The organism is Collinsella aerofaciens (genome assembly GCF_040926185.1).
Lineage (GTDB): Bacteria > Actinomycetota > Coriobacteriia > Coriobacteriales > Coriobacteriaceae > Collinsella > Collinsella aerofaciens_BC.
This window is the reverse complement of sequence record NZ_JBCOIQ010000025.1, coordinates 1-15,733: the sequence shown is the minus strand read 5'-3', so window position 1 is coordinate 15,733 and position 15,733 is coordinate 1. Positions and strand designations below refer to the sequence as shown.

General features: G+C 60.0%; 16 protein-coding genes and 1 rRNA gene. 16 read left to right on the top strand and 1 reads right to left on the bottom strand.

The window, feature by feature from the left end:
* Positions 1–14: 14 nt before the first annotated feature.
* The 12 genes from upp (at position 15) to AB5750_RS08825 (ending at position 10,447) form a co-directional block, all read left to right on the top strand.
* Entirely contained in the window at positions 15–662 is a 648-nt protein-coding gene (gene upp, locus AB5750_RS08880; RefSeq protein ID WP_118376863.1) for a uracil phosphoribosyltransferase, read from the top strand.
* 281 nt (positions 663–943) lie between these two features.
* Entirely contained in the window at positions 944–1,255 is a 312-nt protein-coding gene (locus AB5750_RS08875; protein ID WP_022094264.1) for a hypothetical protein, read from the top strand.
* Between the two features lie 3 nt (positions 1,256–1,258).
* A complete protein-coding gene (atpB, locus tag AB5750_RS08870) occupies positions 1,259–2,062 on the top strand; it encodes a F0F1 ATP synthase subunit A (protein ID WP_022094263.1) in 804 nt (267 codons plus the stop codon).
* Positions 2,063–2,186: 124 nt separating this feature from the next.
* Complete coding sequence (locus AB5750_RS08865) at positions 2,187–2,381, top strand: ATP synthase subunit C-like protein (protein WP_022094262.1); 195 nt, start codon at positions 2,187–2,189, stop codon at positions 2,379–2,381.
* 15 nt (positions 2,382–2,396) lie between these two features.
* Positions 2,397–2,999: a F0F1 ATP synthase subunit B gene (gene atpF, locus AB5750_RS08860; protein WP_006235712.1), complete on the top strand. Its 603-nt coding sequence runs from the start codon at positions 2,397–2,399 to the stop codon at positions 2,997–2,999.
* Entirely contained in the window at positions 2,989–3,465 is a 477-nt protein-coding gene (locus tag AB5750_RS08855; protein WP_006235713.1) for a F0F1 ATP synthase subunit delta, read from the top strand. Before atpF ends, AB5750_RS08855 begins: the two co-directional genes overlap by 11 nt.
* Positions 3,465–5,063, top strand: a complete 1,599-nt coding sequence (atpA, locus tag AB5750_RS08850; RefSeq protein ID WP_035138794.1) for a F0F1 ATP synthase subunit alpha — start codon at positions 3,465–3,467, stop codon at positions 5,061–5,063. Before AB5750_RS08855 ends, atpA begins: the two co-directional genes overlap by 1 nt.
* Before the next feature lie 5 nt (positions 5,064–5,068).
* A complete protein-coding gene (gene atpG, locus AB5750_RS08845; protein WP_368146122.1) occupies positions 5,069–5,977 on the top strand; it encodes an ATP synthase F1 subunit gamma in 909 nt (302 codons plus the stop codon).
* Positions 5,977–7,431 carry a F0F1 ATP synthase subunit beta gene (gene atpD / locus AB5750_RS08840; protein WP_006235717.1) on the top strand — a complete coding sequence of 485 codons (1,455 nt, stop codon included), beginning with the start codon at positions 5,977–5,979 and terminating at the stop codon, positions 7,429–7,431. The genes atpG and atpD overlap by 1 nt, the downstream gene beginning before the upstream one ends.
* 3 nt (positions 7,432–7,434) lie before the next feature.
* Positions 7,435–7,827 (top strand): ATP synthase F1 subunit epsilon, encoded by a 393-nt coding sequence (gene atpC / locus AB5750_RS08835; RefSeq protein ID WP_368146123.1) that lies wholly within the window; start codon positions 7,435–7,437, stop codon positions 7,825–7,827.
* A gap of 88 nt (positions 7,828–7,915) precedes the next feature.
* Positions 7,916–9,199, top strand: coding sequence for a UDP-N-acetylglucosamine 1-carboxyvinyltransferase (gene murA, locus AB5750_RS08830; RefSeq protein WP_195363613.1), 1,284 nt, complete (start codon positions 7,916–7,918; stop codon positions 9,197–9,199).
* Positions 9,200–9,211: 12 nt separating this feature from the next.
* Positions 9,212–10,447 carry an LCP family protein gene (locus tag AB5750_RS08825; protein WP_227790681.1) on the top strand — a complete coding sequence of 412 codons (1,236 nt, stop codon included), beginning with the start codon at positions 9,212–9,214 and terminating at the stop codon, positions 10,445–10,447.
* Positions 10,448–10,798: 351 nt separating this feature from the next.
* On the opposite strand, the gene pepT is transcribed toward AB5750_RS08825, so the two are convergent.
* Entirely contained in the window at positions 10,799–12,046 is a 1,248-nt protein-coding gene (pepT, locus tag AB5750_RS08820) for a peptidase T (RefSeq protein WP_349110819.1), read from the bottom strand.
* A 120-nt stretch (positions 12,047–12,166) separates the two neighbouring features.
* Here pepT and AB5750_RS08815 point away from each other — a divergent pair, with 120 nt between their 5' ends.
* The 4 genes from AB5750_RS08815 to AB5750_RS08800 form a co-directional block, all read left to right on the top strand.
* Positions 12,167–12,589: a metal-dependent transcriptional regulator gene (locus AB5750_RS08815; protein ID WP_368146125.1), complete on the top strand. Its 423-nt coding sequence runs from the start codon at positions 12,167–12,169 to the stop codon at positions 12,587–12,589.
* A gap of 10 nt (positions 12,590–12,599) precedes the next feature.
* Positions 12,600–13,493, top strand: a complete 894-nt coding sequence (locus AB5750_RS08810) for a homocysteine S-methyltransferase family protein (protein WP_006235725.1) — start codon at positions 12,600–12,602, stop codon at positions 13,491–13,493.
* Positions 13,494–13,651: 158 nt separating this feature from the next.
* On the top strand, positions 13,652–15,052 hold the full coding sequence (locus AB5750_RS08805) for a phosphoglucomutase/phosphomannomutase family protein (RefSeq protein ID WP_368146126.1): 1,401 nt from the start codon (positions 13,652–13,654) through the stop codon (positions 15,050–15,052).
* Between the two features lie 407 nt (positions 15,053–15,459).
* Positions 15,460–15,733, top strand: a 16S ribosomal RNA gene (locus AB5750_RS08800); the annotation flags it as partial.

Here is a 15,733-nt window from a genome sequence, read left to right as displayed (position 1 = left end):
AGGGGCTTCAACCCATGACCGTCACCTACGATACGTCCCGTGTGACCCTTGTCGACCATCCGCTCGTCCAGCACAAGCTGTCGATCCTGCGCGACAAGAGCACCGGCACCAATCAGTTCCGCCAGCTCGTACGCGAGCTCGCGCTTTTTGACGGCTACGAGGCCATGCGCGACCTGCCTATGGAAGACGTCGAGGTCGAGACCCCCATCACTACCGCCACGTTTAAGCAACTTGCCGGCAAGAAACTCGCCATCGTGCCCATCCTGCGTGCAGGCCTTGGCATGGTCGACGGCATCCTCGACCTGGTACCCTCTGCCCGCGTGGGCCACATCGGCATGGAACGCGACGAGGTCACCCACGAGCCGCATGAGTATTACTGCAAGATGCCCAAGGATATCGATCAGCGCATCTGCCTGGTCGTCGACCCCATGCTCGCCACGGGCGGTTCGGCCGAGATGGCCATCAGCTACCTGCGCGAGCGCGGTGTCAAGGACATCCGCATGCTGTGCATCGTCGCGGCCCCCGAGGGCCTCAAGTCGCTGACTGAGAAGGACCCAGATGTGCATATCTATACCTGCGCCATCGACGACCATCTCAACGAGGCTGCCTACATCGTTCCCGGCCTGGGCGACGCCGGTGACCGCATCTACGGCACGCTCTAGTCGCTGGGCTAAGACGGCCGCGGCTGCAAATACGAAGAAACGGTGCGCGCGGACGAACAAAAGGCGACCGCGCGCACTCCTGTTAACGGACGTTTTGCCCTGCAGGGTTCGAGAAAAACGTATTACCGTACCTGCGGCATAAAGAAGGTCTTAAGAAAACGAACAGGTGCGTATTAACCGATGCTTTTTCGGTTGTACTTTAGCGATTGGCTCGTACAATAGTCACCAATGTTTGGCGGGAACTGTTCTGTGAAGCGTTAAAAAGGAAAGTGAGGACGCCAGTGTTTCAGATAGCCGATCTGCTCGCTATCGTTGCAGGCGCCATCGCGGGCGCAATTGCCTTCCTTCCCTTTGTCTTTACGCTCAAGCCGGTTCTTGACGATAAACAGAATGCGGACATGCTCAAGGGTATGGTGAGTCTGGCGGTCTCGGCAATCGCCCTGCTCGTCTTTACCTTGGTTGTGTTTGTGTTGTTCGGAGAGGCATTTCGCATGTTCCTCCTGGGCGAGGCGATCGGCTTCGTGGCCTTTATGGCCGCCTGCACGGTTCGCGTCGCCAAGGCGCTGCGAGATCCTCATGAGGTCGAAAGGTAAGTCGTGGAAATTTTTGAAAAGCTGCCTGATGAGATTAATCATCTGGTCAGCGAGTTCAGCTCCACCCCTGTCGTGGGCGATCTGAGCTGCGGCATCACGCAGTACTCGTTTTGGCTGATCGTCTCCACGATCGTGCTCCTGATCGTCCTGGCCGTGTTCAAGAAGAAGCAGACCCTGGTTCCCAAGGGCTTCTTCGTCAACGGTTTCGAGTACATCATCGAGTACGTCGAGAACGATATCGGCAAGGGCGTCGTGGGTGAGAACTGGAAGAAGCACTTCCCGTTCCTGTGCTCGCTTTTCCTGTTCATTCTGATCAACAACATGATCGGCCTGATCCCGGGAATGAAGCCCGGCACCGGCGCAATCGGCTCCACCGCCGCGCTCGCCATCTTCGCCTTCGTGTACTTCATCTACTACGGATGCAAGGCTCACGGCGTGATCGGCTACATCAAGAGCCTCGCCCCGCAGGGCGTGAGCTTCCCGATGAACGTGCTCGTGTGGGTCGTCGAGCTCTTCTCGACCTTCCTGCGCCTCATCACGCTCGCCGTCCGTCTGTTCTGCAACATGTTTGCAGGACACGTGGTCATGGGCTCGTTCGCCATCATGGCGAGCATGTTCATGCAGCCGCTGCTTCAGCAGGTTTCCGCGGCCCACGCCGTCGGCGCCCTGCCTTCGCTGGCCTGGCTTGCCATCCTCATCCTGATCTATGCGATCGAGCTTGTGGTCGGCGCCATCCAGGCTTACGTCTTCACGGTCCTTACCGCCGTGTATGTCTCCGAGGCAGAGGAGGTCGCGGAGGAGGAGTAGTCTTCCGTTCGCGCCTTAAAGGTAAGGCAATTCGTTAAACCGCCGGTGCCCGTACCCATGGAGCCCGGCAGTTATAAAAAGGTTATCCTGCGTGAAATAAGACACGCACGACAAAGGAGGAATCGTGGGAGTTATCGGTTACGGTCTCGGTGTTATCGGCGCTGGTCTTGCTATCGGCCTGTCTGCTCTGGGTGCTACGGGTGCTATGGCCCGTCAGCCTGAGGTCCAGGGCCGCGTGTTCACCGTCTTCATCATGGGCTCCGCCTTCGGCGAGGCTCTGGCTCTGATCGGCTTCGTTGTCGCGCTGATCGTTAAATAGCACGGAGCGTCAAGTATGAATCTTTCATCCCAGAAGAGCGCGATCGCACTCTCCGCGTCCGCGGCCGCGCTGCTCATGCCGGTTTCCGCGTTCGCTGAGGACGGCGCTGCCGGTGCGGACATCCTCATCCCTAAGATGGCGGAGTTCATCCCGGCGCTTATCGCCTTCCTGATTATCTGGATCGTGCTGGCCAAGGTCGCCCTGCCGGGCATCATGAAAACCATGGAGGAGCGCGGCAAGAAGATCGAGGAGAGCCTCGACGAGGCCGAGAAGACCAAGCAGGAGGCTATCGCCAAGCGCGCTGAGTCCGACTCGATCGTCACCGACGCCCGTCGTCAGGCTGCCGACATTGTTCTCGAGGCCCGTAAGGACGCCGAGTCCGAGCGCGCCCGCATTATCGAGGCTGCTCACAAGGAGGCCGAGGAGATCATCGCCAAGGCTCATACGACCGTCGAGGACGAGCGCAAGTCCATCTACGCCGGTGCCGCGAGCTCCATCGCCGACCTGTCCGTTGCCGTCGCCACCAAGATCGTGGGCGAGGCACTCGAGGACGATGCCGAGCAGAAGAAGCTCATCGAGCGCTACATCCAGGAAGCAGGTAGCCTGAATGCCGACTAGCCGCTATCAGGACAAGGTGCTCGAGACCTACGCGCGCTCCCTTCTGGAAGCCGCTAAGGCCGAGAACCATGTGTTCGAGGACCTCGAGATGATCGAGCGTCTGGCTAGCGCCAGCCCCGAGATCATCGCCGTGCTCGACACCATGTCCAAGCGCGACCAGCTCGACCTTCTTCCCAAGGTGGCAGCTGCCTTTAAGTATGTTGCCGAGGAAGACGAGGATGTAGTGGGCGTGACCGTCACCACGGCGATCCCGCTCGACGACGAGCTGCGTCAAACCATCACTAAGAAATGCGAGCAGGACTTCGGCCGCAAGGTATTCCTTATCGAGCAGGTCGACCCGTCTATCGTGGGCGGCCTGGTGCTCGAGGCCCGCGGCGAGCGTCGTGACATTTCCGTCAAGACGCAGCTGCGCATCGCGCAGGAGACCCTCGCAAACTCTGCTAATTCGTACGGAGGTGAAGCCTAATGTCCGAAACCCTCAATGCCCAGGATATCGCCAAGAAACTGCAGGAGCAGCTCACGAGCCTCTCCGCGACGGTCGATACGCATGAGGTTTCAACGGTCGACGAGGTAGGCGACGGCATCGCGCGCGTCTCCGGCCTCAAGAGCGCCATGGCAGGCGAGCTTCTGGAGTTCAAGAGCTCCGATACCGGTGAGACCGTCTTCGGCCTTGCCCAGAACCTTGACCGTGACGAGGTCGGCGCCGTTCTGTTTGGTGCCGTCGACTCCATCAAGGAAGGCGACGAGTGCCGCACCACTGGCCGCATTATGGATATCCCTGTGAGCCGCGCCATGCTCGGCCGCGTCGTCAATCCGCTCGGCCAGCCCATCGACGGCCTGGGCGACATCGTCGCCACGCACCGTCGCCCCATCGAGTTCAAGGCCCCCGGCGTCATCGACCGTACCCCGGTGTGTGAGCCGGTTCAGACCGGTCTGCTCGCTATCGACTCCATGGTGCCTATTGGCCGCGGTCAGCGTGAGCTCATCATCGGCGACCGTAAGACCGGTAAGACCGCCATCGCCATCGACGCTATCCTCAACCAGCGCGGTAAGGGCATGGTCTGCATCTATGTCGCCATCGGCCAGAAGGCCTCCACGGTTGCCAACATCCGCGAGACCCTCGCTCAGCACGGTGCGCTCGACTACACCATTATCGTTTCGGCCACCGCTGCCGATTCCGCCCCTATGCAGTACATCGCGCCTATGGCCGGTGCCGCTATCGGCGAGTTCTTCATGTACAACGGTGAGGACGGCAAGCCCGCCAGCGAGACCAACCCCGGTGGCCACGTGCTCGTCATCTACGACGACCTGTCCAAGCAGGCCGTGGCCTACCGTCAGATGTCGCTGACGCTGCATCGTCCGCCCGGACGCGAGGCCTATCCTGGCGACATCTTCTACCTGCACTCTCGTCTGCTCGAGCGTGCAGTCAAGATGTCCAAGAAGAACGGTTACGGCTCCATGACGGCTCTGCCGATCATCGAGACCCAGGACGGCGACGTTTCGGCCTACATTCCGACCAACGTCATTTCCATTACCGATGGTCAGATCTACCTGCAGTCCGAGCTCTTCTTCCAGGGCCAGCGCCCGGCAGTCGACGTGGGCATTTCCGTGTCCCGCGTCGGTGGCGACGCGCAGACCAAGGCTATGAAGCAGGTCGCCGGCAACCTCCGTCTGGACCTCGCTTCGTACCAGGAGCTCGCCGGCTTTACGCAGTTCGGCTCCGACCTCGACGAGGCTACTCAGAAGCAGCTGACCCATGGTGCCCGCATGACCGAGCTCCTGAAGCAGCCGCGTTACAAGCCGTTTGAGGTTGGCGAGCAGATCGTTACGCTGTTCGCTGGCAACGAGGGCTTCCTGGATGACCTGGAGATCGCCGACGTGCTGCCTTTCCGTGCCGAGCTCATCGAGTACATGGACAATGGCTTTGGCTCGCTGCTCGACAAGGTTCGCGCCAAGAAGATCGATGATGACACCAAGGCTGAGCTCTTGCGCGTCATCGGCGACTTCAAGCAGCAGTTCATGGCCAAGCACCATTCGGATGTTTCTGGATCAGAGGAGAACTAAGCCCCATGGCCAACCTTCGCGACATTAAGAAGCGAATCTCCTCGGTTACCACGACCAAGCAGATCACGCGCACGATGGAGATGGTCTCTACGGCCAAGATCCGTCGTGCCCTCGATCGCTCCAAGCAGGCCGAGCCCTATAAGGAGGCGCTGACCGACGTCATGTTGACGGTCGCCGGCGACGCCTCCTGTTCGGGCACCGATCCCATGCTGCAGAAGCATGAGAGCGTCAAGCATGGCCTGATTGTCGTTATTGCTTCGGACCGCGGCCTTGCCGGCGGTTTCAATACGACGGTGGAGCGCACGTCCGAAAAGCTCGCCGCTTCTTGGGCGAACGACGGCATCGAGTGCGAGATTATCGCGTGCGGGCGTAAGCCGGCCACGTATTTCCGTGACCGCGCAAACGTCGTCATGCACTTTGAGGGCAACTCCTCTGAGCCCGATTTCAATCAGGCCCGCATGATCTCCTCTCATATCTGCGATGCGTATCGTGCCGGTGAGCTTGACCGTGTCGAGCTTGTCTACCACCACGCCAAGAACCGCGTGGATCAGGAGCTTCGCGTCGAGCATCTGTTGCCGCTCGACCCCGAGATGATCGCTATGGCCCACGGTCCGCGTAAGAACGAGACCGACGCCCCTAAGCGCATCTCGTCCACGTTCGAGTTCGTGCCCTCTCCCGAGCATGTTCTCGGCAAGCTTGTGCCGTCTTATATCCTGACGGTCATCTACCAGGCCCTGATCGATTCGGCGGCTGCCGAGCAGGGTGCACGCCGCAAGGCCATGCACTCCGCGACGGAAAACGCCACCGCGATCATCTCGACCCTTACCCGCACGTATAGTCGCGTGCGCCAGGCTTCGATCACGACCGAGATTAATGAGATCGTCGGCGGAGCCTCAGCATTGGAGGAACAGTAATGGCTAATAACACCGTAAAGCTTGCGGTCGAGGAAGCCACCAAGAAGACGACTGCCGGTGATGGTCGCATCGTGCGAATCATCGGCCCTGTCGTCGACGTCAAGTTTGACGGCGCGGTGCCCCCGATCTACAACGCGCTCACGGTCGAGGCCGAGACCCCGATCGGTCATCTGAGCACGATCCTCGAGGTCGAGAGCCAGCTTCCGGGCGGCGTCGTCCGCACGGTCGCCATGTCCTCGACCGACGGCCTGCAGCGCGGCCTCATCGCCACCGATACCGGTGAGCCCATGAAGATGCCCGTTGGTCCCAAGACGCTCGGTCGCATTTGGAACGTCATGGGCAAGCCTGTCGACGGCAAGCCCATGCCCGAGGTGGAGGAGTTCTACCCCATCCACCATGCAGCGCCCCGTTTCGACGAGCTCACCACCAAGACCGAGATCTTCGAGACCGGCATCAAGGCCGTTGACCTGCTCGAGCCCTACATCCGTGGCGGCAAGACGGGCCTGTTCGGCGGCGCCGGCGTCGGCAAGACCGTTCTGATTCAGGAGCTCATCAACAACCTCGCCCAGGAGCACGGCGGTACCTCGGTGTTCACCGGCGTCGGCGAGCGTACCCGCGAGGGCACCGACCTGTTCCTCGAGATGAGCGAGTCTGGCGTTATCGACAAGACCTGCTTGGTCTATGGTCAGATGAACGAGCCGCCCGGAGCGCGTCTGCGCATCGGTCTGGCCGGCCTTACCACCGCTGAGTATTTCCGTGATCGTGGCCAGGACGTTCTGCTGTTCATCGACAACATCTTCCGCTTTTCCCAGGCAGGTTCCGAGGTTTCCGCACTGCTGGGCCGTATGCCGTCCGCCGTTGGTTACCAGCCCACGCTGGCAACCGAGATGGGCGACCTCCAGGAGCGCATTACCTCGACCAAGACGGGCTCCATTACCTCCGTCCAGGCTGTCTACGTCCCCGCAGACGACCTGACCGACCCGGCGCCTGCCACGACGTTTACGCACCTCGACGCCACCACGGTTCTTTCGCGTAGCATTTCGTCGCTCGGCCTGTTCCCGGCTATCGACCCGCTCGCGTCTTCCTCCGACGCTCTCGATCCCTCGATCGTCGGCGAGGAGCACTACCGTGTCGCCGTCAAGGTCCAGGAGCTCCTGCAGGAGTACTCCGACCTTCAGGACATCATCGCCATTCTGGGTATGGACGAGCTGTCCGAGGAGCAGCGCCTTACGGTCAACCGTGCCCGTAAGATTCAGCAGTTCCTCTCGCAGTCCTTCCACGTCGCCGAGAAGTTCACCGGCAACCCCGGTGTCTACGTCCGCGTCGAGGATACCGTCCGCTCTTTCGCCGAGATTGTCGACGGCAAGGCCGATGACCTGCCCGAGCAGGCTTTCCGCTATGCTTCCACGATTGAGGACGTGCGCGAGCGCGCCCGCAAGATGGGGGAGAAGTAGGTTATGCGTATCCGCATCGTGTGCCCCGTGAGCTGCGCCTATGAGGGCGACGCTGCGTTTGTGTCGATTCCGTCCACGGATGGCGAGTTTGGCGTCCTGCCTGCTCACTCCAGCGAGATCTGCACGATCGACCGCGGTTACGTTCGCGTTTCCGATAAGGCCATGGGCACTGTCGACCACACGTTTGCCGTGGCCGGCGGCTATGCCCAGGTTGCGGACGATGTCGTGACCGTTCTCGCCGAGCGCGCTTGCGATTTGGCGACCGTCGATACCGACAAGCTTAAAGCTGATATTCAAGGTTTTGAAGAGAAGCTGGGTAATTTGTCGGAGGATGATGCACGCCGCGCCTACCTCTATAATGAAATCGCATGGTGTAAGCTCAAGCTTGCCCAATAGTCAAACGATTTAGCGTTCGACCATTTGCGAACACATCATGCCCGGGATGGCTCAGCCATCCCGGGCATGCTTTTTGAAAGGGTAGACCTTGGATATTATCCGCGTTGAGGGTGGCCACGCCATCGGAGGCTCTGTGCCCGTTTCGGGCGCCAAGAACTCCGCGCTCAAACTCATGGCGGCAACGCTTCTGGCGCCGGGCAAGACGACGCTGCAGAACGTGCCCGATATTTCCGATGTTCACGTGATGGGCAAGGTGCTCAAGGGCATGGGCGCTACGATCGATGTTCTCGACGAGCACACGCTCGAGATCGATACCTCTCAGGTCGATTCTTGGGAGGCTCCCTACGAGCTCGTTGCCAAGATGCGTGCTTCCACCGCCGTCATGGGACCCCTGCTGGGCCGCTTCCATCGCGCCAAGATTGCCATGCCGGGCGGCTGCAACCTGGGTGCTCGCAAGATCGATATGCACATTCTGGGTCTCGAGGCCCTGGGCGTTGAGTTCGATACCGCCCACGGTTACATCAACGCTAATGCGCCCCAAGGTCTGCGCGGTACCACCGTCACGCTCGAGTTCGCCAGTGTCGGTGCGACCGAGAACCTCATTATGGCATCCGTGCGCGCGCAGGGTACCACGGTTATCGACAATGCCGCCCGCGAGCCCGAGATCGTTGATCTCGCCAACATGCTCAACGAGATGGGCGCCAAGATTGTTGGCGCCGGTACGCCCGTCGTGACTATCGAAGGCGTGGAAGAGCTCCATCCCGTTACCCATCGCGTGGTGGGCGACCGCATCGAGGCCGGTACCTTTATCGTTGCCGGTGCGTTGATGGCCGACGATCGCGGTGTCGATGTCACGGGCTTTTGCCCCATTCACTTGGGCATGGTGCTCAAGAAGATGGAGCTCATGGGTATCGACTGCGAGCGCGTCGAGGATGGCGTCCATGTAAATCGTGCCGAGCGTATCAAGCCGGTCGACATCCAGACGCTTCCGTTCCCCGGCTTCCCGACCGACATGCAGGCGCAGATTATGGTGCTCTCCGCCCTTGCCGACGGCAGTTCCGTTATTACCGAGAACATCTTCGAGAATCGCTTTATGTTTGCCTCTGAGCTGGTGCGCATGGGTGCCGACATTCGTATCGAGAGCCATCATGCCATGATTCATGGCGTCAAGGGCTTCTCGGGTGCACAGGTTACCTCGCCCGATCTGCGTGGCGGAGCGGCCCTCGTCGTAGCGGGCTTGATCGCCGACGGGACGACCGAGGTTTCGGCCATCCATCACATCAAGCGCGGCTACGAGCAGTTTGTCGAAAAGCTGCAGGCGCTCGGCGCGCATGTCGAGCATGCTTCCGTCCCCGATCCCGTCATCTACTAATACAGGTTGCCTATGTTTAATAAAAAGCCCCTCGCGGATACCACCGCCCGAAGACCCTCAACTGGTGCACAGGCCAAGATCTACAGTCGCGATAACGTGGCTCGCTATTCCGAGCGCGCTCGCCAACGTCGTCGTAGCCACACGATTCGTCACGTCGCGCTCATTGTCGTGCTTGGCGTGCTGCTGAGTGCTACTACCGCTGCCGGCCTGTGGTTTGCCACCATTATGGGCAAGCTCGGCGATTCTAATGTCATTACCGACAATCTGCGTCGGGTTCTGGTTGACACCGATGAGGCAAAGGATCCGTTCTACGTGCTGCTTCTTGGCACCGACGGCCGTCCGGGCGAGGATACGTATCGCGCCGACTCGATTATCCTGGCACGCATCGACCCCACGCAAAAGCAGGCGACGCTCATTTCCGTTCCGCGCGACACCAAGGTCGAGTACAAGGGCGAGACCATGAAAATCAACGCCTGCCATACCGTGGGCGGCGCCGAGGCCATGGTCGAGGCGGTCAACGAGCTGTGCGGTGTTCAGATTTCCCACTATGCCGAGGTCAGCTTCGACGGTATGCAGGCACTGATTGATTCGGTTGGCGGTATCGACATTAACGCAACCGATGATGTTGACGACCCCGAGCACCTGGATATTAAGATTACCGCTGGCCAGCAGCATATGGACGGTGCCACCGCCCTTACCTATGCCCGCTGCCGCTACACCTATGCCGACGGCGATTACACGCGCATGCGCCACCAGCGTCAGGTGCTTGGCGCCCTTGCCAACCAGATTCTCAATAACTTCGATGCCACGAAGATTTTTGGCCTGGTTAATTCGCTGTCCGATATGCTCGTAACCGATATGAGCGTTCAGGATATCGTGGCTACGGTCAACGCCATGCGCGGTATGGATGTCGACGGTATCTACTCGGCCAACCTGCCCTCGTACGCCGACGACAGCACCATGATCGACGGTGTGAGCTACGTCTTTGTCTACGAGGACGAGCTCAAGGAAATGATGGAGCGCGTCGATGCCGGCAAGGATCCCAAGGGTCCCAACACCATGGGTCTTTCCGACGGTTCCAGCTCTACGATCGGCGACCTGAACAACAACACGTCTGACGACTACGCAAACGGTACCGCAACCTCATCGGTCAGCTCTGACGATCCCGATGACTCAAGCGATTCGAGCGATTCGGACTACTACGAAGAGCCGACCGGCGACGGCAACGGCTACGAGGCCAATTACTAGAGTTACGCGGTTTTACCAAACCGCGTAACCGCTTGACGCTGCAAACCCGCCAGAGCGGCAACCTGCCTTTCAACTTCGGCGGCATGATCAAAAAAAGTTACGGCGTTTTACCAAACGCCGTAACGGCTCGACGCTGCGCGCCGCCCAAGGTGACAATTTGTCATTCAAAAGGCAGGGCATGACCAGAAGGTCAATGCCCTGCCTTTTTCATGCCAACTTGTTCACCTTGGACGTCGCTCGCTGACGTTGGCTCAACCTGCGGTGCTGACTACTCCCCTTGCCACCAAAAACCGCCCCGTTCTCGGTTTTTGAGGACGGGGCGGTTTTGCTTACCTAGATTGTTCGAGTTCCTTATGCAAAGCGGGCGACGAGCTCCTGGAGCACGTCGGTCATCTTGACGAGCGAACTGACCGGGACAAACTCGTTGACGCCGTGGTAGCAATAGCCGCCGGTGGAAAGGTTGGGGCAGGGCAGACCGCGGAACGACAGCTGCGCGCCGTCGGTGCCGCCGCGAATCGGCAGCACTTGGGGTTCAACGCCGCAGGCAAGGTAGGCTTCCTTGGCAACATCAATAAGCTCGGGATAGTCACGAACGATCTCGGCCATATTTCGATACTGCTGCTTAATCTCGACCGTCACACGCTCCTCACCCAGACGCTGGTTGAGCATCGAGGCGGCGGCATCAATAAGGTCGAGTTTCTGCTGGAACTTGGCGGCGTCATGGTCGCGGACGATATAGCGCGCTGTGGCGTGATCGACGGTCGCAGATACGCCCTCAAGGTGATAAAAGCCCTCGTAGCCTTCCGTATACTCCGGGCGCTGCACGTAGGGGAGCAATGCGTTGAAGTCGCAGAACAGATTGCCTGCGTTGACCATACGGCCTTTGGCGTCGCCCGGGTGGATGGACTGGCCCTCAAAGCGGACGGTCACCTCGGCGGCATTGAAGCACTCCCACTCCAGCTCGCCGATGGGGCCGCCGTCGACCGTGTAGGCGTACTTGCAGCCAAAGGTATCGATATCCAACAGCTCGGCTCCGTGGCCGATCTCCTCGTCAGGGCAGAAGCAAATGCCGAGTGCGGGATGGGGCAGGGAGGGATCCTGAGCGATACGCGCGACAAGCGACATGATCTCGGCGACGCCTGCCTTGTCGTCCGCGCCCAGCAGCGTGGTGCCATCGCTGCAGACCAGGTCCTCACCCGCGAGGTCGTTCAGGGCGGGAAGCTTGGCGGTGCTCATGGCAACGGGCTTACCGTCAACCGTGCCGCAGACCAGGTCGCCGCCTTCGTAGTGTACGATGTGCGGCTTCACGCCGGCACCCGGTGCAACTTCGGTGGTGTCGAGATGGGCGATCAGGCCCAGGGCGGGCTTGTCCTCAGCGCCCGCACTTGCGGGGATATGCGCGCAGACATAGGCGTGCTCGGTCACGTGGGCATCTTCCGCACCAAGCTCGCGCAGCTCTTCAGCCAGCACGTTGGCAAGGTCAAACTGAACGGCGCTCGAGGGTACCTGGTCACAGTTTGCATCCTCGGACTGCGTGTTGATCTGGACGTAGCGCAAAAAGCGCTCGAGGACATCGGGGCTCGTGGTGGTGTTTTCCATAAAGAACGCTCCAATCTTGGTCGTCGTGTGCAACAAGAACTCTAGCACGGTATGCCACGGCATGCCACGACGCTTGGATGGGGTAGAATCAGCCATTGAATGCAGAAGGGACGGAAGATCATGGATACGACAAATAGCTCGCGCGAACTGCATCTGACGGTGGCGAACGAAGACTACTTGGAGTGCATGGTTCGCATTGAAAGCGAAGAGGGGGAAACCAACGGTGTGCGATCGGTCGACATCGCGCAGCGCCTTGGCGTCTCCAAGGCATCGGTCAATAAAGCGGTTTCGGCGCTCAAGGCATCCGAGCTTGTCGAGCAATCGCACTACGGCAAGGTAATCCTGACCGATCGCGGCCGCGAGGTTGGCACGGCTATCTGGTACCGTCATCGCCTCATCCGCACGTTTTTGGTTCAGGAGCTCGGTGTCGAATTTGAGCGAGCCGATTCCGAGGCCTGCATGATGGAGCATGCGCTATCCGAGGACACGATGAGCCGCTGGCTCGCCTATCTCCAAAAGCAGGGAATCAGCGTCGAGGAATAGCGGGATATATATGGATACGAGTTATTACAACCGCTTTGGTGCCGAGGAACTTACGCGCCGCTTGTCGAGCGAGACCTTGTTGGCGCAGGGCCCCATGGGCAGTGTTCTGTTGAGTGAGTACGATGCCGCCGACATTCCACCGGCGTTTTGGAATCTGGCAGAGCCGCAGACCGTTTCTCGTATCCATCGCTTGTATGTCGCCGCCGGCGCGCAGGTGCTCATTACCAATACCTTTCAGGCATCGAGCTATGCCCTCAAGCACGACCAGATTGCGCCGTCCGTGGCGGAGGTCAATCGCGGGGCCGTCGACGATGCCCGCCAGGCGCACCCTCAGCTACTGCTGGGCTCAATGGGCCCGATCGGTATTGAGTGGTTTGCCGAGGACTCTGTCGAGTATCGTGAAATCCGCGGCATTGCGCGCGAACAGGCGCACGCCTTGCTCAATGCTGGTGTTGACGGTCTGCTGATCGAGACGGTGACGTCTATCCGTAATCTGCAGCCCATGCTTGCCGGCGCCCGAGATGCCGCCGACGGCATGCCTGTTCTGGTGAGTTTTGTCGTTGACGATAAAGGCGACCTGCTGGGCGATGGCCTCAACATCGAGGCAGCCGTTTTGTACGCCGAAAAACACGGCGCAAATTCGGTTGGTGTTAATTGCTGTTCGCTTGCGGCCGCGAACGCGGCGGTGCCCAGGATGGTTGCATCGGCGACTACTCCCGTCACGGTGCGTCCCAACGTAGGCGATCCGGTCCAGACTCAGGATGGCCCCGTATGGCACGAGAACCCCGAAGCTTTCGCGCGCGCATGCATCGAATGGAGACATGCCGGTGCCGCAATGGTGGGCAGTTGCTGTGGAACCACGGCAATCACTACGGCCGCGATGGCCGAGGCGCTCGATATATAAAGGGCAAACCGCTCCATACGGGGCGGTTTTTTTTATTGCTTGCATGTCCTCGGCAGCATTTGCCCAAATGGTGAATGCTGGTGCCGGCAGGTTGCCGAGTGCATGTTGCGGGTATACCCCATGCGTACCATGATCCAAACACTGTGAGGTGTCTGCGCGTGTGCGCGATAATTCATTTTGGAACTGACGGTTGGCGCGCTCGCGTCGATGAGGACTTCACTGCCGATAACGTTGCCCGTATCGCCGATGCCGTCGGCGAGTTGTGGCAAAAGATCAATCCGGGCAAAACGGTATATATAGGGTTCGACACCCGGCCCCTGGCGCGCGAGTTCGCTGAGCTTGCGGCGGGCGTGCTAGCAGCGCACGGGCTAGACGCCGTGCTCGCTTCGCGACCTGTCCCGACCCCTGCCCTTACGTGGGCGGCGGCTTATGACGGTGAAGCGTGCGGCGCGCTCATGGTGACGGGGTCCCATCATCCGCAGGGCTATCTGTGCCTCAAGATTCGCATGGGTGACGGCTCGACCGCCAACCAGGATGTCATCGAAGAGCTCGAAGAGACTATGGCTCCCGAGCCAATGGGGATCGAGGGGCAATATCGCACCGCGGATATCATTCCTGACTATATGCAGGCGGTGGCATCGTTTGTCGATGCCGAAGCCATCCGCGCCGCGCACCTGCGCGTGGTTGTCGATCCCATGGGCGGCGCAGCCCAGGGCTATCTAGCCGACTTGCTGCGCGAGCTTGGCGTTGAGGTGCACGAGATTCACGCCGGGCAGGCGTCTGACCAAGAAGATATCTGCCCCGACCCCGTTGAGCCGTGGGTGGACGCTTGCGAGCGCACGGTTATCGAGGACGGAGCTTGCGCTGGCCTGGTGACCGACGGCGACGCCGACCGCATCGGCGCGGTTGACGAGCGCGGCAGATATATACATCCGCATCAGATCATGGCGCTCGTTTTGGGCGACTTGGTTCAATTTCGTAATTTGGAGGGGCGCGTCGTCGTCAATCTTTCGTGCTCGACGCTCGTGCGTCGCATTGCCGAGGCGCTTGGCTGCCGCGTGACCGTCAAACCAGTCGGTTTCAAATATATAGCGGCGGAGATGAAGAAGGGCGGCGTCCTCATAGGCGGCGAAGAAGCCGGTGGTATCGGCATCGCCGCACATATGCCCGAGCGCGATGGAATCCTCGCCTGTCTGATTCTGTGTGAGCTTATGGCAAAGACGGACGCGCCTTTGGGCGTTCTGGTCGACCAACTCGAGGACAGTTTTGGTAAGACGAGTTACGGTCGACGCGATTTACGCCTTGAGGCCGAAGATGCCGAAACGTTACGAACCCTGCTGCCGGGCGCAAACCCCAAGTCGATTTGTGGCAAGGTGCCGCAAAACGTTAGTCATATGGATGGCTTGCGTTTGGCATTCGAGGATGACACGTGGCTGCTGGTCCGTCCTAGTGGGACCGAACCAGTGGTGCGCGTCTACGCCGAGGGGTTCTCGGTGGAAGAACGCGATGAGTTGCTCGATGCTGGCTGTGCTTTAGCTAGGGGGACGTATCCGCTTTAACCATGAGACTGCCTTATATAAAGAGATGCTCGGCGAGCGGTAGTTAACGGCTGGCAAACGTTAGTCGGATCACAAAATGTGTAGGAAATGTGTACGCCCAGATTCCCGCCCCCGGGGCCCCTCCGGTCTGGCAATATATCTCCTTGCCGCGCGGCCCGGTCGGACCGGATCAGCCGCGCAGGCGTGCACCTTGAGAACCGGATACTGCGAGGATGGACACTTACTTCAGTGTCGCATCCGGGCAGACATCGAACCATTTGAAATGGTCTAACTTGGATTTGTTTTTCGCAAGGCCGCCGAGAGGCGGCCCCGAGAAATTCCTTTTCCTATACTAGAACCATATGAATCGAACGGAACCGATCAGCGATGAACTGAGAGGACCGGACGGGCTCGAAGCCCAAATATTTTGGACGGAGAGTTCGATCCTGGCTCAGGATGAACGCTGGCGGCGCGCCTAACACATGCAAGTCGAACGGCACCCCTCTCCGGAGGGAAGCGAGTGGCGAACGGCTGAGTAACACGTGGAGAACCTGCCCCCTCCCCCGGGATAGCCGCCCGAAAGGACGGGTAATACCGGATACCCCGGGGTGCCGCATGGCACCCCGGCTAAAGCCCCGACGGGAGGGGATGGCTCCGCGGCCCATCAGGTAGACGGCGGGGTGACGGCCCACCGTGCCGACA

Excerpts from the sequence above, each read along its gene's own strand:
- pepT (WP_349110819.1), bottom strand. The coding sequence starts at position 12,046 with ATGGAAAACACCACCACGAGCCCCGATGTCCTCGAGCGCTTTTTGCGC.
- atpG (WP_368146122.1), top strand. The coding sequence starts at position 5,069 with ATGGCCAACCTTCGCGACATTAAGAAGCGAATCTCCTCGGTTACCACG.
- AB5750_RS08825 (WP_227790681.1), top strand. The coding sequence starts at position 9,212 with ATGTTTAATAAAAAGCCCCTCGCGGATACCACCGCCCGAAGACCCTCA.
- AB5750_RS08855 (WP_006235713.1), top strand. The coding sequence starts at position 2,989 with ATGCCGACTAGCCGCTATCAGGACAAGGTGCTCGAGACCTACGCGCGC.
- AB5750_RS08815 (WP_368146125.1), top strand. The coding sequence starts at position 12,167 with ATGGATACGACAAATAGCTCGCGCGAACTGCATCTGACGGTGGCGAAC.
- AB5750_RS08810 (WP_006235725.1), top strand. The coding sequence starts at position 12,600 with ATGGATACGAGTTATTACAACCGCTTTGGTGCCGAGGAACTTACGCGC.
- atpA (WP_035138794.1), top strand. The coding sequence starts at position 3,465 with ATGTCCGAAACCCTCAATGCCCAGGATATCGCCAAGAAACTGCAGGAG.
- atpD (WP_006235717.1), top strand. The coding sequence starts at position 5,977 with ATGGCTAATAACACCGTAAAGCTTGCGGTCGAGGAAGCCACCAAGAAG.
- atpF (WP_006235712.1), top strand. The coding sequence starts at position 2,397 with ATGAATCTTTCATCCCAGAAGAGCGCGATCGCACTCTCCGCGTCCGCG.
- atpC (WP_368146123.1), top strand. The coding sequence starts at position 7,435 with ATGCGTATCCGCATCGTGTGCCCCGTGAGCTGCGCCTATGAGGGCGAC.
- upp (WP_118376863.1), top strand. The coding sequence starts at position 15 with ATGACCGTCACCTACGATACGTCCCGTGTGACCCTTGTCGACCATCCG.